This is a genomic window from Dyadobacter sp. CY347 (assembly GCF_021502655.1).
In the GTDB taxonomy this organism is placed as follows: Bacteria; Bacteroidota; Bacteroidia; order Cytophagales; family Spirosomataceae; genus Dyadobacter.
Map to the genome: position 1 here is coordinate 310,707 of NZ_JAKFFT010000004.1, position 20,499 is coordinate 331,205.

Annotated in this window: 16 protein-coding genes; 11 read left to right on the top strand and 5 right to left on the bottom strand. The window is 46.1% G+C overall.

The window, feature by feature from the left end:
• Positions 1–33: 33 nt before the first annotated feature.
• Together L0659_RS09450 and L0659_RS09455 are read right to left on the bottom strand one after the other, a co-directional pair.
• Positions 34–1,071, bottom strand: a complete 1,038-nt coding sequence (locus tag L0659_RS09450; RefSeq protein WP_235125668.1) for a Gfo/Idh/MocA family oxidoreductase — start codon at positions 1,069–1,071, stop codon at positions 34–36.
• A gap of 62 nt (positions 1,072–1,133) precedes the next feature.
• Positions 1,134–2,087: a sugar phosphate isomerase/epimerase gene (locus L0659_RS09455; protein WP_235125669.1), complete on the bottom strand. Its 954-nt coding sequence runs from the start codon at positions 2,085–2,087 to the stop codon at positions 1,134–1,136.
• Between the two features lie 172 nt (positions 2,088–2,259).
• Here L0659_RS09455 and tsaE point away from each other — a divergent pair, with 172 nt between their 5' ends.
• The 7 genes from tsaE (at position 2,260) to L0659_RS09490 (ending at position 10,537) form a co-directional block, all read left to right on the top strand.
• A complete protein-coding gene (tsaE, locus tag L0659_RS09460; protein WP_235125670.1) occupies positions 2,260–2,691 on the top strand; it encodes a tRNA (adenosine(37)-N6)-threonylcarbamoyltransferase complex ATPase subunit type 1 TsaE in 432 nt (143 codons plus the stop codon).
• Positions 2,692–2,728: 37 nt separating this feature from the next.
• Positions 2,729–3,955, top strand: coding sequence for an alanine dehydrogenase (locus tag L0659_RS09465; protein WP_235125671.1), 1,227 nt, complete (start codon positions 2,729–2,731; stop codon positions 3,953–3,955).
• Positions 3,956–3,988: 33 nt separating this feature from the next.
• The gene (locus L0659_RS09470; RefSeq protein WP_235125672.1) at positions 3,989–4,393 is read left to right on the top strand and encodes a hypothetical protein; all 405 of its coding nucleotides are present in this window, start codon (positions 3,989–3,991) and stop codon (positions 4,391–4,393) included.
• Between the two features lie 130 nt (positions 4,394–4,523).
• On the top strand, positions 4,524–4,958 hold the full coding sequence (locus L0659_RS09475) for a hypothetical protein (protein WP_235125673.1): 435 nt from the start codon (positions 4,524–4,526) through the stop codon (positions 4,956–4,958).
• A 174-nt stretch (positions 4,959–5,132) separates the two neighbouring features.
• Positions 5,133–6,047 carry an ABC transporter ATP-binding protein gene (locus L0659_RS09480; protein WP_235125674.1) on the top strand — a complete coding sequence of 305 codons (915 nt, stop codon included), beginning with the start codon at positions 5,133–5,135 and terminating at the stop codon, positions 6,045–6,047.
• 32 nt (positions 6,048–6,079) lie between these two features.
• Positions 6,080–7,408 (top strand): ABC transporter permease, encoded by a 1,329-nt coding sequence (locus L0659_RS09485; RefSeq protein WP_235125676.1) that lies wholly within the window; start codon positions 6,080–6,082, stop codon positions 7,406–7,408.
• Positions 7,409–7,564: 156 nt separating this feature from the next.
• Positions 7,565–10,537, top strand: coding sequence for a DUF2723 domain-containing protein (locus tag L0659_RS09490; RefSeq protein ID WP_235125678.1), 2,973 nt, complete (start codon positions 7,565–7,567; stop codon positions 10,535–10,537).
• A gap of 92 nt (positions 10,538–10,629) precedes the next feature.
• On the opposite strand, the gene L0659_RS09495 is transcribed toward L0659_RS09490, so the two are convergent.
• The 3 genes from L0659_RS09495 to L0659_RS09505 form a co-directional block, all read right to left on the bottom strand.
• Positions 10,630–11,808, bottom strand: coding sequence for an endonuclease/exonuclease/phosphatase family protein (locus L0659_RS09495; RefSeq protein WP_235125679.1), 1,179 nt, complete (start codon positions 11,806–11,808; stop codon positions 10,630–10,632).
• A 156-nt stretch (positions 11,809–11,964) separates the two neighbouring features.
• A complete protein-coding gene (gene dnaJ / locus L0659_RS09500) occupies positions 11,965–13,128 on the bottom strand; it encodes a molecular chaperone DnaJ (protein WP_235125680.1) in 1,164 nt (387 codons plus the stop codon).
• Between the two features lie 16 nt (positions 13,129–13,144).
• Complete coding sequence (locus L0659_RS09505) at positions 13,145–13,795, bottom strand: nucleotide exchange factor GrpE (protein WP_235125681.1); 651 nt, start codon at positions 13,793–13,795, stop codon at positions 13,145–13,147.
• Positions 13,796–13,907: 112 nt separating this feature from the next.
• On the opposite strand from L0659_RS09505, the gene queG reads away from it, so the two are divergent.
• The 4 genes from queG to L0659_RS09525 all read left to right on the top strand — a co-directional run bounded on the left by queG (position 13,908) and on the right by L0659_RS09525 (position 20,415).
• On the top strand, positions 13,908–14,855 hold the full coding sequence (queG, locus tag L0659_RS09510; RefSeq protein ID WP_235125682.1) for a tRNA epoxyqueuosine(34) reductase QueG: 948 nt from the start codon (positions 13,908–13,910) through the stop codon (positions 14,853–14,855).
• A 104-nt stretch (positions 14,856–14,959) separates the two neighbouring features.
• Positions 14,960–15,373, top strand: a complete 414-nt coding sequence (locus L0659_RS09515; protein ID WP_235125683.1) for a DUF1761 domain-containing protein — start codon at positions 14,960–14,962, stop codon at positions 15,371–15,373.
• A gap of 381 nt (positions 15,374–15,754) precedes the next feature.
• Positions 15,755–18,817 (top strand): SusC/RagA family TonB-linked outer membrane protein, encoded by a 3,063-nt coding sequence (locus tag L0659_RS09520; protein ID WP_235125684.1) that lies wholly within the window; start codon positions 15,755–15,757, stop codon positions 18,815–18,817.
• 26 nt (positions 18,818–18,843) lie between these two features.
• Entirely contained in the window at positions 18,844–20,415 is a 1,572-nt protein-coding gene (locus L0659_RS09525; protein WP_235125685.1) for a SusD/RagB family nutrient-binding outer membrane lipoprotein, read from the top strand.
• Positions 20,416–20,499 lie beyond the last annotated feature (84 nt).

A 20,499-nucleotide genomic window follows, 5' to 3' on the forward strand; every position in this document is an offset into this window, starting at 1 on the left:
AGCCCTTTTGTTTTTTATCCAACACTCAAAAATTCAGTAAGTCGTCACCTGCTTTTCGCGGCTGCTTCGGATAGCCAGGTCGATCACGCGCGTTGTGCGCAGGATTTCTTCCGGCTTCACAGCCAGCTCGGCCCCGTCTACGATTGCGTCATACACATTCTGGTAAAATGGTGCATAATCGCCCGCTTCGCTTTCAATGATGCCTGTGAAATCTTCGCTATGTAATTTTCCCCAACGATTTTCCGGTTCAACGCCCCAGGGTTTTTCGGTTGGCAGAACATTCTTCCGCAATGTCTCTTCCTGCGGATCCAGGCCGCCTTTGATGAATGAACCCTTAGTCCCGTGCAGGTTGTAGCGAAGAAAATTCTCATAAACCATCAGGCTCGACTTCACAATCACCAGCTTATCCGCATAACCCAGGCGCACGTCAAAATAATCGTCAATTTCACTATTCGGCCTTACCGAACGGATTTCAGCCGTAACAGTCAGAGGCTCGCCGAAAAGGACCAACGCCTGGTCGATCAAATGTGGTCCCAGATTGTAAAGGTTACCACCCACCGGAACGCTCTTTTCTTTCCAGGATTCTGTCGGGACCACTGGCCGGAAACGGTCGTAACGGCATTCATATTCAACAATGTCTCCTAATTTATCTTCGGCAATAAGTTTTTTAATGGTTAAAAAGTCAGAATCCCAGCGGCGGTTTTGGTAGGCTGTCAGGATCAGTCCTTTTTCTTTGGCGACTGCAACGAGTTGGCGCGCTTCTTCTTCCGTTGCCGAAAATGGTTTTTCGATGACAACATGTTTCCCATTTTCCAGCGCATCCATTGCGTAAGGAAAATGCGTTTCATTCGGTGTGCATATAAAAACGAGATCAATCGATTCGTCGCTCAAAAGCTCTTCAACGGATCGCGCATTCCCAATGTTCGGATCAAATTCCTGCGCTTCATTTTTACTTCTTTCAACAACGGTCTTGATCTTAAATCCCGGATTAGTGCTAAGAAATGGGGAATGAAAGTAACGCCCGGACAACCCAAAGCCAATCAACCCAACATTAAGAATTCGTGAAGCCATAATTTTATTTTTAGACAATAATAACAAAGGTAACTTTTGAGGGGAAACGGGCAAGATTGTTATCAAGCTTCCTGCCATAACTCCTTCGCCCTTTTCAGATCCCGGCGCATGGCGTCGAAAACCACTTTTTTGTCTACGGTGATCTTATCAGCGCCTTGATCGGCGCCGCCTAGCGGGTATTCCAGATGTAGGCAGATCGGGACGTCTACTTTATTGTCTTTCAGTAATTTAAAATACGTTTTGAAATCTACCATTCCTTCACCCAGCGGGACGCTTTTTGGGCCCCATTTGCCGTTGGTTTTTTCCCACATAAAATCCTTTAAAACAATGGTCTTAATGCTCGGCCGTATGAGGTTGAAGCCTGTTTGCCACGAAAGGCCGCCTTCGAGTGTGGCGTGGCGGATGTCATATTGTGCGCCCATGCTTTTGGGATCGGCTTTTTGCAAGATTTGCCAGATTTCAAACATGCTTGCGCCCACCAGTCTTCCCGCGTGGTTTTGGTAGCAGCCGGTCAGTCCGAGTTGGTTATTTAAGTGGCTTAATCCCGCCATTTTATCCTTGTATTGATCGAGAAGCTGCGGAATGGTTTGCTGCTCATTGTATTTATACCAATTCATGCGGTAATATTTGAAGCCAAGCTTAGAGGCCGTTTCCAGCAGCTTTTTATCAATCGGATTGGCCGCATCTTCCACTGCTGTACAGAACATTAACGGTGTAAAACCAGCTTTTTTCATTGCTTCCGCAGCTTTGGGCAGATCCGTTTCAACATTTTCGGGCAACACGTGGCCTTTTGGACGCACGGTAAGGTCAATGCCGTCGAAACCGAGTTCTTTGGCTGCATCCGCCATATCCGTGTAATTCAGGAAATGAAGGTGTTTGGAGAAAATGTTGATTTTAGGAACGTCAGCTGCTTGCTGCGTGCTCGAAGCGAAGGCATTATCCGTGATCACAGGAGCTATCGCACCTGCCAGTGCGCTATTGATTAAAAAATCGCGTCGGGATATATTTTGGGACATAGGGTTAGGATTTGATTCTCAATTGAAACTTAATGATGATAAGTTTCAAACATTGGTTTTTTACTAAACAGTTACGGGTTTCTGTTTGGAGTATTTCCCGTCAATTAAAATCGACGGGAATTTGTCCATTATTTAATGTCATGAGTTTTTCCAAAATGTGTATTTTTGTAGCATGTTTGGAGAGTCTGCCGTCATGCATTTTAGTGAATTAGAAGAACTGGATACAGTCTCTGCTCATCTGCTGCACTTGGGAAAGGACATTCCGGTTTGGCTGTTTGAAGGTCATATGGGTGCCGGCAAAACAACTCTCATCAAAGCGCTCTGCAAAAAGCTGGGCGTTCGCTCACACGTTCAAAGCCCCACATTTTCACTGGTCAACGAATATGACGCCGGTGATAAGTTGGTCTATCATTTTGATTTTTACAGGATTAAGGATGAAACCGAAGCGCTCGATATGGGCGTGGAAGAATATTTCGATTCCGGAGATTTCTGCTTCGTCGAATGGCCGGGGAAAATTGAATCCTTGTGGCCGTTGAATTATCTGCTGATCCATATGGAGGCAGACGAAAATGGAGTGAGAACATTAGAAGTAAAAAGGGTATAGAGGTCATAATCAATTCGTTTCACTTTCATTTTTTTCAATGGCACAACCTCAGATTACCGGTTTCGAAGAGCTTGCCAAGCAGTCGGCGTTGTATCCCCAGGAATCCCTGATGGCCGTCCGGAAGGATCAAAATTCGCTGCATATTGGCTTGCCCCGCGAAGTTTCTTTGCAGGAAAACCGGATCGCACTTACACCGGACGCAGTAAAAATCCTCGTTCGCAATGGTCATGAGGTTTGGGTTGAAAAAGATGCGGGAAAGGGCGGGAACCTGTCTGATCACGAGTATAGCGAAGCCGGTGCAGTGATTGTTCAAAGTGCCAAGGAAGTGTATCAGGCCAATGTAATCCTGAAAGTGGAGCCATTGGTGGAAGAAGAATTTCGCTATATCAAAGCGGGAACAACATTGATTTCCGCCATGAATTTACCAACGCTTCAAAAGAAATATTTCGAAAAACTGAATGAATTGAAGATCACGGGCATCGGTTACGAGCTTATTGAGGATAAAATAGGAGGGAAACCCATTATCAGGGCAATGGGCGAGATTGCGGGAAGCACGGTTTTACTGATCGCAGCGGAATATTTGTCAACGCCTAATGGTGGGAGAGGCATTATTCTGGGCGGCATAACGGGCGTTCCGCCAACCAAGATCGTAATTTTAGGCGCAGGAACGGTTGCGGAATATGCCACGCGTGCAGCCATTAGCGTTGGGGCGGATATCAAGGTTTTTGACAAACATATATACAGGTTACAAAGGTTAAAATACGCAATAGGCCAAAATCTTTACACATCTATCATTGATTCGGATACATTAGCCGAGGCCATTGCCAGGGCCGACGTTGTCATTGGCACTATGCGCGCGGAAAATGGGATCAGTCCGTTGGTGGTGACCAAAGAAATGGTTTCCCAAATGAAGCCGGGTTCGGTCATTATTGACGTCAGCATTGATCAGGGCGGGTCTTTTGAAACTTCGCGCATGACCACGCACAAGCATCCGACGTTCAAGTATAATGACGTGATCCATTACTGCGTGCCCAACATTCCCTCCCGGGTGGCGCACACGGCCAGCACGGCATTGAGCAATGTATTTTTGCCGTTTTTATTGCAAACAGGCACAATTGGCGGGATCGAGGAAATGATTTATGCCAATCGTTGGTTTATGAAAGGAGTGTATTGCCACAAAGGAACATTGACGAATTCGCACATTGCCAGAAGTTTCAATATGCGTTATAAAGATTTGACATTGTTGCTCGCGGCCAGGATGTGAGGCAGTAGCCTGTTTTTTTAATTTAAAATAATCATGATCAATAACAGTAATGAAAATGCCCTGATGGATGACGCCAACTCGCCCGAGTTGAACCAGAAATTAATGGGTTATATATCTCAGGATTTTATAAAAGTGGCAGATCAGCTCAAAGAAGCATCTTACCAGATCCGAAAACGCGGTTTTTCCGACTATCCGGTTTTTATAGTGACCAACAGCGAGCTGGAACTGGGCGCATTGCTGATCGATAGGACTGAATTGACAAACAATTATGCATACCGCGCAAGTTTTATGCAGGAATTTGTAGACCGCAAGCTGATCGGCGAGGAGTCTGTTTTGATGTTTACCGAGAATTATAAAAACCCGGACGAATTTTGCTGCCTTTTTGCATTGATCGGCGATTTTTCGGGTTTTGTTTTTGTGCCTTATCCGGAGGACTAATGTGCAGCTAAACGCTTAAAACCGATTAATAAACATTGCGTGAGGTTGCGAATCAGGTTAGAAGGGTTGTAAAGTTTTCTTTCTAGTTTTAGTGATTAATTAATTGATATTCAGCTAAACGTACCTCTTTATGCAATCAAACTTACCTTTGGAGAAAGAATTAGAGCCTATCTTTTTACAAAAATTCCCCCCATTTTCTGAATCTGTAAAGGAGTTTTTGGTGCATTACGGGCCGTATTTTATCCTGGTTTTGTCCATTATCGGGATTTTGGGCTTGCTGACAGCATTAGGGATCGGCGGCGCCGCACTTGGGTTGGGCGCAGTGTCAGTCGGGATCGGGTTTAACTTTTATTTAAGCATTGCCCTGGGGGTGATCACGCTTATTATGTACGTGATGGCATTTTCACCATTGCGTGCCCGCAAACGCCAGGGCTGGAACCTGCTTTATTATGCATTGCTGATTGGTTTGGTAAGCAACCTCATCCAGCTTAGCATTCTCGGCGCGCTGATCAGCGGCGTTATCGGGTTTTGGGTTTTATTCCAGATCCGCGAAAAATATATCTGAGCAGTTTTTCGGAATATGTCAAAATCGAAGCGAGCGGTGGTCCGCCCGCTTTTTTATTTTACCACTAATCACTCGATTTTAGACGCCCATAATGTAACTTTAATCCGGCCGCTGATTACTTTGCATTTTACACCGGGCAAGTACGCAGCTCATGTCACAGCCGATTACATAGATATGAATATCATAGAAGTTAGGAATGTTACCAAGGAGTATTCCAATCACATTGCATTGGACGATGTAAGTATCAATATCCCAAAAGGATGCATTTTTGGCTTGCTGGGGCCGAATGGCGCTGGAAAAACGTCGCTGATCCGGATTATTAACCAGATTACCGGGCCGGATAAAGGCGAAATTCTCTTTGACGGGCAACATTTAAACCAAAGCCACATTTCACGGATCGGTTATTTGCCGGAAGAACGCGGACTGTATAAAAAGATGAAGGTAGGAGAACAGCTGCTCTATCTGGCCCAATTGAAGGGTTTGTCGCAGAAACAGGCGATGGAAAAGCTGAAATCCTGGTTTATCAAATTCGACATTAAAACCTGGTGGGACAAGAGCGTTTCGGATCTGTCCAAAGGAATGCAGCAAAAGGTGCAATTCGTTTCCACTGTGCTCCACGAACCCGATCTGATCATTCTCGACGAGCCATTTTCCGGCTTTGACCCGATCAATGCGAACCTGATCCGCGATGAGATTTTGGAATTAAAACAAAAAGGAAGCACGATCATTTTTTCAACGCACAGAATGGAAACCGTGGAAGAGCTTTGTGACAACATTGCATTGATTCACAAAGCCAAAAAAGTACTCGACGGGCCTAAAAAACTGATCAAGGAACAATTTAAAACCCACACTTATTTTGTTGAATATAAAGGAGATCTGAGCGGGTTGGAAGACATTTACACACTAACCCCCGAAAAAGAACTCGAAAACGGTTACAGGCGCACCAACATTCACCTGGGCGAAACAGCAAGTCCAAATGATCTGCTCAGGGATTTGCTTCCGAGAGCAGAAATCCGGTCTTTCGGAGAGAACATTCCTAGTATGAGCGACATTTTCATGCGGTCTGTCAATGAAGTTCCCGAAGCATAGTTCAAGCCGTCCTACATTTAAAACTTTCCACAATGCGCAATATATTTTTGGTAATCAGAAGGGAATACCTGGTAAGGGTTAAGAAAAAGTCATTTCTGATCATGACGCTGCTCGGGCCGTTGCTGTTCGTCGCTTTTTACGGTATCGTGATTTGGGTTGCCATTGGTTCGGTTGATACAAAAACGGTTCAGGTACTGGATGAAAGCGGTTTATTTAAAAATGAGTTCAAGGATAATGAAACATTAAAATTCGCTTATCTGGATTCTTCAATAGATTCTGCCAAAGCCAAATTCAAAGGCAGCGAGGCAAATGCATTGGTATACATTCCAAAAAACGTCATCAAGGAACCGAAAAGTGTCCGTATTTATGCTGCAAAGAATGTGAGCATGGATCTGAAATCGGAAATTGAAAAGGTTATTGAAAAGGAAATAGAAGACATTAAGCTTGAAGAAGCCGGCATAACGCACAAAATTCTGGAAGATTCGCGTGTGAATGTAAGTTCTGAAACCATTAGTCTGAGCGATGAAGGCGAAAAAACGAGCAGTTCCGGCGCTGCAACGGTGATCGGCGGCATTTGTGCATTCCTTATTTATATGTCCGTTTTCATTTACGGCACGCAGGTAATGCGCGGCATAACAGAGGAAAAAACGAGCCGGATCGTCGAAGTGATCATCTCTTCCGTGAAGCCGTTCCAGTTGATGTTAGGTAAAATTATAGGCGTTGCATTGGTCGGGCTGACGCAGTTTGTGCTTTGGATTTTGCTTACAACTGCACTAACGAGCGCCACGTCAGCGGTTTTAAGCAATAAAATGTCAAAAGAATCCCCTGAAATGGCTCAGGAAATGGAAAAGGTTCAGAAAGGCATGCCAGGACCATCCGGTATGCCTGGCGGCAATGTCGAAAATCCTGTTGCAGAAGTTCTGGGAGCCATTAACAGCTTGAATATTCCATTGATTCTGGGCTGTTTTCTATTCTATTATTTAGGAGGCTACCTGCTTTATAGCGCGCTTTTCGGAGCCGTAGGCGCTGCGGTGGACAATGATGCAGACACCCAGCAATTCATGCTGCCCATTACATTACCCATCATTTTCTCCTTTGTTTTTGCCCAATTCGTCCTCCGTGATCCCGATGGAACACTGGCTTTCTGGACATCCATCATTCCATTCACATCCCCGATCATTATGATGGTGCGGATCCCGTTTGGCGTTCCGGCCTGGGAAATCGCGCTTTCCATGGTGCTGCTCGTGCTCGGTTTTATGGGCACAACCTGGCTGGCAGCCCGAATTTATCGTGTGGGAATCCTGATGTACGGAAAAAAAGTAAGTTACAAAGAGCTGGCTAAATGGATCTTTTACAAGTGAAAGCGTTTTCGGTTCTTTAACACTTTTTAAGAGAAGGAAAATCTTGCTGTTGAGGTAATTTTGCTAATTTTGGCCGACCATTGATAAAACTGCTCATAGCAAGTCACCGTCTTTGCGCATTTTGCCCATAACATTTTTAAATTTACCGTCTATCAAATGACCCGTTTCAACCGTTCCAACAACCTTACGGGTTGGATTGTTTTCGCAATTGCATTAATCACATATACGCTTACAGTTGAACGAACTGCCAGTTTTTGGGATTGCGGAGAATTTATCGCTTGCGCTTTCAAATTACAGGTGCCACACCCTCCGGGAGCACCTTTTTTTCTGTTAATAGGCCGGATTTTCTCTCTATTTGCATTCGGTGACCTCAGCAATGTTGCTTACTGGATCAACATGGTTTCCGTACTCAGCAGCGCGTTTACGATCCTGTTTCTTTTCTGGACCATTACATTGCTTGCACGTAAGCTGATCGCCAAAAACGATGCTGACCTTAGCTCAGGCGACATTATCCTGTTAATGGGTTCCGGGATTGTTGGTGCCCTCGCTTACACATGGTCCGATTCATTCTGGTTCTCAGCGGTTGAAGCGGAGGTTTACGGAATGTCGTCGTTCTTCACAGCTATCGTAATCTGGGCCGTTTTCAAATGGGAACGCGTCGACGATCCTGCTGCTGAAAACCGTTGGCTGATCTTTATTGCTTATCTGGTTGGGCTTTCAATAGGCGTCCATTTGCTGAATTTGGTGACTATTCCAGCATTGGCATTGGTTTATTATTTCAAAAAATATCCCAAGGTCAGCGTTTTTGGAGGCATTCTGGCATTCGTTGGCGGGCTTGTGATCCTGGCCATAATCAACTCCGGAATCATCCCGGGTTTGCCAAGTGTTGCGGGTAAATTTGAGATCTTCTTTGTAAACTCGCTTGGACTTCCTTATAAATCCGGCGTTATATTCTTCATCATTATCTTCATTGGCGCCATCATTTGGGGGATCCGTTATTCCCACAAGAAAGGCAATGTGCTGCTAAATACAAGCTTGCTTTCACTTGCTTTTGTGCTTATTGGATACGCAAGTTACCTGATGGTGCTGGTGCGCGCAGAGTACAATCCGCCAATCAATGAAAACAATCCTAATGACGTTCTGAGCTTCGTTTCTTATTTGAAAAGAGAGCAGTATGGCAGTCGTCCTTTGCTGTACGGACCATCTTTTGTGTCACGTCCGGTAAGCCAGAAACGCGGTGCGCCGATGTATCGCAAGCAGGATGGTAAATACGCAATTTACGACTATCGTCCTGAGTATGAGTACGAACCGGGAAGTAGCATGCTGTTGCCTCGTATGTACAGCACGCAGTCGGGTCACCCGCAGCTTTATCAGCAAATGACCGGTTTGGCGGAAGGGCAAAAACCGACCATGGGCAATAACCTGTCTTTCATGTTCTCGTATCAGATCGGGCATATGTACTGGCGTTATTTCTTATGGAATTTTGTAGGACGTGAAAGTGATGAAGAAGGAGCCGGAAACATGCTTCCGTGGGATGCCGGCAAAAAATACCCTGCGCCCATTGCCAATAACAAAGCGCACGACAATTATTTCATGCTGCCATTTATACTGGGCTTACTGGGGGTTGTGATTGTTTATTTCAGACAAAAACGCGATCTGCTTGTCCTGGGACTATTATTTATCTTAACGGGCGTCGCACTCGTTGTTTACCTGAATTCGCCGCCGACTGAGCCGCGTGAGCGTGACTACATTTATGTTGGGTCATTCTATATTTTCTGTATCTGGATCGGTTTTGGCGTTATTTCTGTTGCCGATGCGCTAACCAAATTCGTGAAAAGCGCCACCACAAGAGCAGGAGCCGCGACGGCAGTTTGCTTGGTCGTTCCCGTTATTATGGGTGTAAAAGGCTGGGATAACCACAACCGGGACAACAGGTTCCACTCCGTTGATTTTGCGAAAAACCTTTTGAATTCCTGCGCACCGAATGCAATCCTGTTCACTGGCGGGGATAACGATACATTCCCATTATGGTATGTTCAGGAAGTGGAAGGTTTCCGTACAGACGTGCGCGTGTGTAATCTCAGCTTGCTGGGAACCGACTGGTATATCGATCAGATGAAGCGTAAAACGTATCTTTCAGAGGCACTTCCGATTTCTTTGGATAAAAACAATTACGCATTTGGTAAAAATGACATTGTTCCGTTCTATGAAATTCCGAGCGTAAAAGGAGGAATTAATTTGAAGGAATATCTCGGATTAGTAAAACAGGAAAATAAAGCCATTCAAGTGCCGCTCACCAGTGGCGATATGACATCTATTTTGCCGTCATCCGTTCTTTTCCTGCCTGTGAACGCAGAAGCGGTTAAGAAAATGAACATTATCAAAAGCGACCTGATCCCATTCGTGAGCGATTCGATCAGCTGGACCATTGGTAAAGGCGATCTGTACAAATCAGACCTGATCATGCTTGACATTATTGCCACAAATGACTGGAACAGGCCGATTTACTTCTCCTCAACATTGGGCGGATCGAGTTACCTGAATCTGAAAGAATACATGCAGCTGGAAGGATACGCCTACCGCCTGCTTCCAGTAAAAGTCCCGGGAGCCAGCGACGGTTATGTGAATACGGATGTCATGTACAACAACTTGATGACCAAGATGTTCTGGCGCGAGCTGGATAACCCCAACACCTATTATGATAACACATACCTGGGTTCACCGGTTGCCACAGCCCGTATCGCGTTCCTCAGATTAACTGGTCAGTTAATCGCAGATGGCCGGAAGGACGAAGCCAAAAAAGCGATTGAAAAGTCATTGGCCACAATGCCCGACAAAAGCATTCCATACGATCAGTTCTCAGCAAACTTCATCGGGCCATTGTTTGATTTGGGAGAAACCAAGAAAGCATTGGAAATTGCAGAAACAATGGCAACCCGCGCCGACGAAGTGTTAACCTGGGCCAAAGACAACGGCACTACAAAACGCCGCGACACCAACGTTTATCTCTACATCATGCAGATCATCGTCCAGGAATGCCGCGAAGCCAAACAAGAAGCCATAGCAAAGAAATACGAAGCCATATTCCAGAAGCATTTGGCAGCGTTTAACATGTACGGCGGGCAGTAACGGCCGTTGTAATGACGTGAGGGAGTAATTAAGGGGGCGTTATCACCTAGGTGGTAACGCCCCCTTCGGCTCCGCTCAGGGTGACAGGGGAGCTAATCCAACCTAACCCTCACCCAAACCAGCCGATGGTCCGAGCTAGACTCCCGTTTCTCTACCAACTCAGCCAGCGGCTCGCCTTTGGCTGGCCAAAAGACACCGCTGTCCACAACTTTAAATCCAGCCCGTGAAGGCAACACGTAGTCCGCGCGCATGCGCCATACTGCTGTGTGGTTTTTGGCAAATGGGTTGCTGCTGGAATGTTCCACGCCGCCTTTGCTCGCAGGCGCTGCATCGTTATTGATTTTGGCGTGCGCCAGCAGTGATTTTATTCCTTCCCCGATTGCATTTCCTTCATCCGGAGAAGCATTCTGATCCCCTAGTATTACGAAACTGGCGTCTGTTGCCAATGAACCGCGTGTTCCCTTATCATCGTAAATATAAGCACCTTGCTCGCCGCTGATGTAGTCTTTCCAGAAACGGATCTCGTCATGGTTGCGCTTGCCATTCCGGTCCTCAGCACCGTCAAAGCTGGGGGGCGTTGGGTGACTGGCTAAAAAATGGATCGTTTTCGCTCCCACTTTTACCGGAACATCCCAGTGCGACTTGGAAGAAAGCGGAAATTGCTGCCATGCCTCCGGTGCATACCAATCGCTGTTATCAGGCTTTTTCGTTTGCAATGCTCCCGGCATATCCTTCCATTTGAAATGCTGGAATGTGCGCACCTGATCCGTTGCTATCGGATATTTGGACAAAAGCACCATGGCATACTGGCCGGGATACAGTCCGAATCCCCATGCATCAGCCCCAAAACGTTCCGCTTTGCCATTGTTATCCAGATCATACGGGCTCGGCTGGCCGGTGTTTGAAGTAGAATAATAGTAATAAGGATAATCAATGGCTTTTGCGCCGTCCGAATCGACATTCAGATAAGCTTTCACAAATTGTAAAACACCCTGCTTGGGATCGGCGATATAGTCAAACTCATTCAGCAAGATTACGTCCGGCCTTACAGTCTTAATAATCCGTGCAATGTTGCGGATCTGGGGGTTTGTCCCGCTGGCCAGCTCTTTGATCAGCACTTGTTCGGAAATGTCTTTGGTGCCTTTCGGAACATAATTCTCGGCTTCCATACTTACGTTATAGGTCGCAAAAGTGAGTTCGGAAGGGGTGTTATTTTGGGCAAAAAGCATTGTCGGCAAGAATAAGGCAATGGTAATAACTAAATGTTTCATAGTTGAATTAAATGAATGATAGGACGGGACCGGATTCGCTTCCCCGCAACGCTTGGTCACATCGAAGACAAGAATAACCGGATTCCGGTTCAAAGTAAACAAGCCGCCTCATTGCTGAAACGGCTTGTTCTATATTTAATGATTTAATAAAGCTTCTCAGTGAAAGAAATCCTTCATTTTATCAAAGAAACCCTTTTCATTCTTGCCCGGCTTGGGTTGGAAGTTGGGAGAATGACGAAGCGATTCCAATGTTTCGCGCTCGTCAGAAGAAAGCTGCTGTGGCGTCCATACATTAATATGAACCAGCTGATCACCTTTGCCATAACCATTCAGGTCTTTAATTCCTTTGCCTTTCAAGCGAAGGATTTTGCCGGCCTGCGTGCCCGATTCAATGTTGATCCTGGCTTTGCCGTCAATGGTCGGGATTTCGACTGATGTTCCCAATGTTGCGTCGATAAAGCTCAAATGCATATCGAACACAATGTTGTTACCATCCCGTTTCAGATTGGCATCTTCCTCTTCCTCAATCACGATCAGCAGATCGCCCGCCACGCCGCCACGCGTAGGCACATTGCCTTTGCCTGACATGGAAAGCTGCATGCCTTCCGCCACACCGCCCGGAATGTTCAATGTGATCAGGTCATCCTGCAACAATCTTCCTTCGCCTGCGCAGGAATCACAGCGCTCGCTGATGATCTTGCCATCACCATTACAGGTCGGGCAAGTGCTGGTAGAAACCATCTGGCCCAGCATCGTGCTGACCACTTTCCTGACCTGGCCTGTTCCGTTACAAGAATTACAGTTGGTCAGTGAAGTTCCGTTTTTCGCACCATTGCCACCGCAGGTATTGCAGGTCACATGTCTTTTTACCTTAATTTTTTTCTCAACACCATTCGCAACTTCTTCCAGGTTTAGTTTAAGCTTAATCCGCAGATCCGATCCCTTCCGCACCCTGCGACCGCCGCCGCCACCAGCGCGGCCGAAAATATCGCCAAATGGGCTGCTATCACCGAAAATATCGCCGAACTGCGAGAAAATATCGTCCATGGAGAATCCGCCGCCGCTGAACCCGCCTGCGCCGGCACCCGCGCCGCCAACACCTGCGTGACCATACTGATCGTAACGCGCGCGTTTGTTCTCATCACTCAGAATGCTGTAAGCTTCGGCAGCTTCCTTAAATTTATCTTCGGCAGTAGGGTCGTCGGGGTTTTTGTCCGGGTGAAACTTGATTGCCAGCTTGCGATAAGCCTTTTTAATGTCATCTGCGGCAGCACCGCGGTCTACGCCAAGGACTTCGTAGAAATCTCTTTTCTTTGCCATTTATATGTTGCTGAAATTAAGCTCCTACGATTACTTTCGCGTAACGTATCACTTTGTCGTTAAGAAAATACCCTTTTTCGATCTCATCGATCACTTTACCTTTAAGATCTTCCGAGGGAGCAGGGAACTGCGCAATCGATTCGTGAAGCTCTGCATCAAATGTTTCACCTTTGGACTCCATTGGTTTCAATCCTTTGGCTTCCAATGTTTTAAAAAGTTTGGTGTATATCAAATCTACGCCTTCTTTCAGGGCATCGATTTCAGTAGTTGATTCAAATGACACTTTTGCGCGCTCGAAATCATCTACGATCGGCAGAATTGCTTTCAACATATCGGCGCTTGCACCAGAAATCATTTCCAGTTTTTCCTTCGCTGTGCGTCTGCGAAAGTTTTCAAAATCAGCATAAAGACGGATGTATTTATCTTTCAGCTCCGCGATCTCAATCCTGGCTTCCTCCACCGGATCTTTATCGCCGGATGCTTCATTCAATGTTGCTCCCTCAGCAGGCGCATCATTTGAAATTTCCTTACCAGCATTGTCCAACGGCACTGAATTCGTTGCAATCGTCTCGTCGTTGTCTAACTTGTCAGCTCCTAGTGGCGCTTGTTCCTCGTTCATCTCGTAATTTTTGTCTTGATCTATGTTGGATTCGGTATTTTCAGGCATAATTCTAAATGATATTGTGACGTTTTAATCAACCTTTATTTATCTAAATTATTTTGCCAGGCCTAAAATACTGACAAGATGGCATTTTACAATCAATTCGTAACTTTGCAGTATGACGGCAGAAGATCTTGTAAGGCAGCAGCGGAGTGAATTTATTAAAGCCAGAGCATTGGAAAATGGCTTTGATTTCTGTGGTATTTCCAAAGCGGATTTTCTGGAAGAAGAAGCGCCCCGCCTGGAAAACTGGCTGAACAACAACCATCATGGCGCAATGGGCTATATGGCCAACCATTTCGACAAACGCCTGGATCCGCGAAAATTAGTTGACGGCGCGAAAAGCGTCATTTCCGTTCTCCTCAATTACTATCCCGAACAAAAGCTGCCCGAAGGCCCGGAGGATCTTAAAATTTCCAAGTATGCTTACGGAACGGATTATCATTATGTATTAAAAGAAAAGCTGGGCGCGCTTTTGCAATCCATTCAGGAAGAGATCGGGGAGGTGAGCGGGCGGATATTTGTGGATTCTGCACCGGTTATGGATAAAGTCTGGGCAGCAAAAAGCGGTTTGGGCTGGGTAGGGAAGCATTCCAACTTGCTAAACCGGGATATGGGCAGTTTTTTCTTTATCGGAGAAATTATCTGCGATCTCGACCTGGCCTACGACGGAGCCGTTCAGGATTATTGCGGAACGTGCACAAGATGCCTTGATGCTTGTCCGACGGATGCGATCACCGAGCCGTTTGTTGTGGACGGCAGTAAATGCATCAGCTATTATACCATTGAATTAAAGGAAGCAATTCCGCAAGAGGCTCAGGGTAAGTTTGATAACTGGATGTTTGGTTGTGATATCTGCCAGGATGTATGCCCCTGGAACCGCTTTTCGAAGCCGCATACGACCAAAGAATTCACATTGCCTGAAAGTCTGGCAGGCTTTACAAATAACGATTGGCAGGAAATTACGGAAGAAGTTTTCCGCGAGCTCTTCCGTCGGTCGCCCATCAAGCGCACGAAATTCGATGGTTTGAAGCGGAATATCGATTTTGTTCTATCATCTAAATAAAAAGCACAACTAATTCCGAAACATCCTATATTTGAAATCGGGGGGCTGCCCAGGAGTTCCCGCCCCGGGGGGAAACCCAGTGACTGAATAAAAGACTCAAAAAAATGAGAAAACAATCTGTCAATCTTTGGGCCGTGCTTGTATGTGTGGTGTTAGGTCAAATTATACCAGCCTTGTGGTATGCCGCTTTTTCAGAACGTTGGATGGCTTTGAACGGTTTTACTGCGGAACAGATCAAAGGGAGCACAAGTCCCATTCCCTACCTTGCAAGCATTGTTTCTTCTTCATTTATAGCTTACACCATAGCGTGGGTATTTACCAAGATCCCGGTCAAATCGTTGCCCACCGGATTATTCACAGGCTTGCTTTTCGGAGTGGTGTTCGTGCTTTTTGAAACCATTGTCAAAGACATGTTTTCCATGCGGCCACTGGCACTTTCACTGATCGATGGCGGCGTGCGTGTGCTCGTGTACGCAATAACCGGATCCATTCTCGGAGCCTGGCGCAAGTACGACTGATTCCTTCCCGACAACAGCATAATCCTTCTTGCTATAATACTAGTTCCAATTTGCACCGGAATAGCGAACACGCTATCCGCTTGTTACAAATGCTCATTCTATTCCGTGCAATTCGCTTCCGAAAGTTTGGATTTTACAAATTTTCAAAAACCCCCTCTGCTGCGTTGTGTTTCGAGCACGCAAAAAATACACGCAGAATCTGATAAATGTTAACGCGACAAATAATATTTCTCATTGGGTTGATTTTGTCGCTTATACCACTTAGGTTATCCAAAATGGCCGAATATTAGTTTAGTGCAATTAAATTTTGCCAAATAAATTGCTTGTGTTCTTTATTAATGATACATTTCATAAAAATTCTCAGAAACCCAATTTTGACCTATGAAAAGAAGTGTACTTCGAATGCTGCTCATGTTCCTTGTTGTGGCATCTTTTATTTTACCATCCTACGCCCAGGACCGGCAGATTACCGGTAAGGTCAGTGATGAAAATGGCGCAGGATTGCCTGGCGCCAATGTTCTCATTAAGGGGACGACACGGGGCACCACGTCTGATGCAGACGGAGGTTTTACAATTTCAGTTTCACCGTCAGGAACCACGCTTATCATCTCGTCCGTAGGCTACACGCCGAAAGAAGTGAGTGTAACATCGGCCATGACGACTTTGCAGGTGAACCTGGAACCGGACGTGAAAAATCTCGGCGAGGTGGTGGTAACAGCCCTCGGGATCGAAAGAAGCGCGAAGTCGCTGACATATGCAACGCAGCAAATTGACGGGAAGCAGCTTACCGACGTCCGTGATGCCAACTTTGTAAACACATTATCCGGTAAAGTCGCTGGTATTGTGGTTACTCAGGGTTCCAGCGGTCCTGGTTCTGCAACGCGTGTAGTGCTTCGCGGTAACCGTTCCATCAGCGGAAATAATAATGCATTGTTTGTGGTAGACGGTGTGCCTATCGACAACACGGTGCAGGGCCAGGTTGGCAATGATTTTGGCGGAACAAACGGCAGTGACGGTGCGTCCAACATTAACCCGGACGATATCGAATCGATGAACGTGTTGAAAGGAGCGGCAGCATCTGCCCTTTACGGTAGCCGTGCTGCCAATGGTGTGGTAATGATCACTACTAAAAAAGGTAAAGCTGGCGCAGTAACAGCAAACATTAACTCAGGTGTTGTGGTTGAAAATCCTTTTCTTCTACCTGAGTTCCAAAATACCTATGGACAAGGCGCAGGTGGCGCTACTTCTACCGCTTATGGTAGCTGGGGCCCTGCTACGACCACTTTTCCTGATAATGTGAAGAATTTCTTCCGTACAGGTGTGTCCACCAACAACTCTTTCGGTATATCTGCCGGGACTGACAAAGTTCAGACTTACACCTCTTATGCTTACAATGCTGTACAGGGTATTATTCCGAATAACAGCTTGCAGCGCCACACATTCAATGTGCGCATCGGTACTCAGCTGACCAAACGTTTTTCAACAGATGCAAAAATCACTTATGTAAATCAGGATATTAAAAACAAGCCTAAATCGGGTGAGGAAAGTGGTCTCGTAATGAACGTATATAAGGTTCCGAGAAGTGTTGATCTGGACACTTACAAGACCTATGAGAATGAAGCAGGAGAGCCTGTTTACTGGACTTCCTCTTCCATCTACATGAATCCTTACTGGACCATGAACAAAACTTCGGATGACGAAAAACGTAACCGGATCACTGCGCTTGGTTCTGCAAAATACAATCTGACAGACTGGCTTAATGTTCAAGGCCGCATCAGCTACGACCGTTACGATGACCGTGTAAACAGAAGCTGGGCTAACCGTACATTGCTTTTCGCCGGCCCCGGTGGATCTTATCAGGATTTCTCCGTTGCGATTCTTGAAAAAAACCTTGACGTAATCGTTTCAGGTAATAACAAAATCGGCGAGAACTTTGCGTTGACCTACAACTTCGGAGCGGGACAAACCTACAAGCGTTATTCACAGGTGGGTGCCAATGCAAATGGTTTGCTGGTTCCTAACAAGTTTGACCTTTCTTTTGCAGCAAGTTTGTCGCAGATTGCCAACTTCAATGAGAAGGAGCTGCATTATGTGTTCGGAACTGCTTCATTCTCATACAAGGATTTCTTCACAGTGGATGCAGCTGCAAGAAATGACTGGTCGTCTACCTTGCCAAAGCCTTACTCGTTCTTTTATCCTTCATTCGGTGCTAACCTGATCCTTACCGAGGCATTCCAATTGCCGAATTTCATCAGTTTTGCCAAAATCCGCGGGTCGTGGGCGCAGGTGGGTAATGATACTGATCCTTATCTGTTGTCGCAAACGTACACATTCACCCAGGGCGGTACAGGAGGTTATGTTTATCGCGACCCAACTCAGCCTGCTACCAATCTGAAACCGGAGATTTCTTCTTCTACGGAATTCGGCCTTGACCTTCGTATGTTCGGCGGCAAGCTTGGACTTGACCTTACTTACTACAACTCGAACACTGTAAACCAGCTACTTTCACTTTCACTGGCACCCGCTTCCGGTTTCTCTCAGCAGTTTATTAATGCAGGAAAAATCAACAATAAAGGATTTGAGCTTTCTGTTACTGCTAAGGCTGCTAAAACTGACAATTTCAGCTGGGACGTGACGTTGAATCTGGCCAGAAACAAAAACACGATTGTAAGACTTGACCCTAACGTAAAACGCGCCTTCCTGGGCGGCGGATTTGGTCGTACAGCAACGCCGATTGTAGAGGAAGGCGGTTCTTACGGTGATATGATCGCGCAGCGCTGGATGAGAGATGATCAGGGAAGATTTGTAGTTACGGCACCGGATTCATTGGGCAACAATGGTGGAAAGCCTGTGGTAAGCAAGGAATTTGAACACATTGGAAACTTCAACCCTAAGTTTACGGCAGGTTTGAACAACTCGTTCTCTTACAAACGCTTCACAGCAAGCTTCCTGATCGATGGCCGTTTTGGCGGCGTCATGACTTCCGGAACAGCTGCCAACCTTGCATTTGACGGAACGGGCGATTTCACTACGGATCACCGCGAAGGCGGCTGGATTCTGCCAGGTGTAACTGCCAATGGAGAGGCTAACACTACGCCAATCAATGCTGAAACGTTCTGGACAACAGTGTCGGGCGGACGTTATTCATGGGGTGAGTTCTTTACTTACTCAGCAACAAATGTTCGTTTGAGAGAATTGAGCGTAGGTTTCGAGATTCCTACGGGAGAAGGCTTTTTCATTAAATCGGCAAGATTGTCTTTAATCGCACGTAACCTGTTCTTCCTTTACAGAGGTTCGTCGACGCTTGACATTCCAGGCGAGAAAAAGCGCAAGCTGCCGTTTGACCCGGATGTGAATTTGGGCGCAGGTAACTTCCAGGGGATTGAATATGGAAACCTTCCTTCTACAAGGACAGTTGGATTGAATCTTAAACTAGGATTTTAGTAAAAACCACTTCTTTCGATAACAAAATGAGCATTTTAAATAAATATAGAAAATTTGCCTTAGCAGGTATGGTACTCGGCTCAGCGGGTCTTATGCAGGCTTGCACCGGTGATTTCGAGGAGATGAACACGAGCAAGACAAAGCTCACCACGCTTACAGCTGCCGAGTTACCGTTCCTCTTTTCCCGCGCTCAGCAGCAGGCATCGTACCAAAGCGGAACTTACCAGGTGGCGCAAAATCTTTTTGCCGACCTTTACGCCCAGTATTTTGCGACTTCGGTTGCATACTTTCCTACAGACCGCTTTTTTATGCGTGACGACTGGTTGAGTAATCACTGGAACCCGATTTATACACAGGTTGTGCCTCAGTTAAAAACAATTCTTGAACAAACTGAAGCGAACACCGCCGAAAACGCGCTCGCTAATGTGATGTGGGTTTATGCATTTCACCGGTTAACGGATTACTATGGTCCTGTTCCGTATTCTGATGCAGGTATTCCGGCTATCAGCGTGAAATATGATTCTCAGGAATCCATCTACCGCGACTTTTTTGTTCGGCTGGATGCAGCCAGTGCCGTTTTAAAGGCTAATGCAACTGCAAAGCCTTATGGTACTTTTGATTTGATCTATGCCGGTGATGTTAACAAATGGATCAAGTTTACCAACACATTGCGTCTGCGTCTTGCATTACGTATCTCAAAAGTAGATCCTGCCGAGGCTAAAAAACAGGCTGAGGCTGCTGTTGCAGGTGGTGTGATGACGGAAGTTACAGACGATGCCTATATGGTTAAAAAACTTGTCGGTGATGATGGAAACGGATTAGCGCGGATCGCAGTCTGGAATGAGTTCCGTATGAGTGCTTCTATGGAGTCTGTCTTAAAAGGTTTTCAGGATCCGCGGATCGGGATTTACTATCAGCCGGCAACAAATACCAAAACTTTCGACGGTTTGCGTAACGGACTTAATCCTACACAATTGGGTCTGGCTAAGAATTCAAGTGATGACAACTCAAATGTTGGAACGCGCTGGGTAACCGGATCGGGAGCTGCGTGGAATACCAACTTTGAAACACCACAGGATATCATGCATACAGCCGAAGCTTATTTCCTGCGTGCAGAAGGTGCCTTGAACGGTTGGAGTATGGGTGGTACTGCAAAGGATCTGTATGAAAAAGGGATCACAGCATCTATGGCACAATGGGGTCTGACGGGCGCGGCGGTAACTACATACATTAACAGTTCAGCAAAGCCCGTTGCTCCCGGCGATCAGCAGAACTCACCCGCATTGTCTGACGTATCCATTAAGTGGGAGGAAGGTGCGACAGAGGCGCAGAAACGCGAGAAGATCGGTACGCAAAAATGGCTGGCGCTATATCCTGACGGTATGGAAGCCTGGGCGGAATACAGGAGAACACGTATTCCAAAGCTTTATCCGGTAGTAAACTCTGATAACGCGGCTGTGCCGGCAGGAAGAGTTTTAAGACGGATCCCATTCATTCTTTCAGAAAAAGAAACAAACGGAGCAGCCGTCGACGAAGCTGTCAAATTATTGGGCGGACCTGATAACGCTGCAACGCCACTTTGGTGGGATAAAAACTAAACAGGCAAATGTGCTAAGAATGAGCAAAAAGGCGGGCGCTATGCCTGCCTTTTTGTTATAGGAAGTATTCCTTTCTTTTGTAAT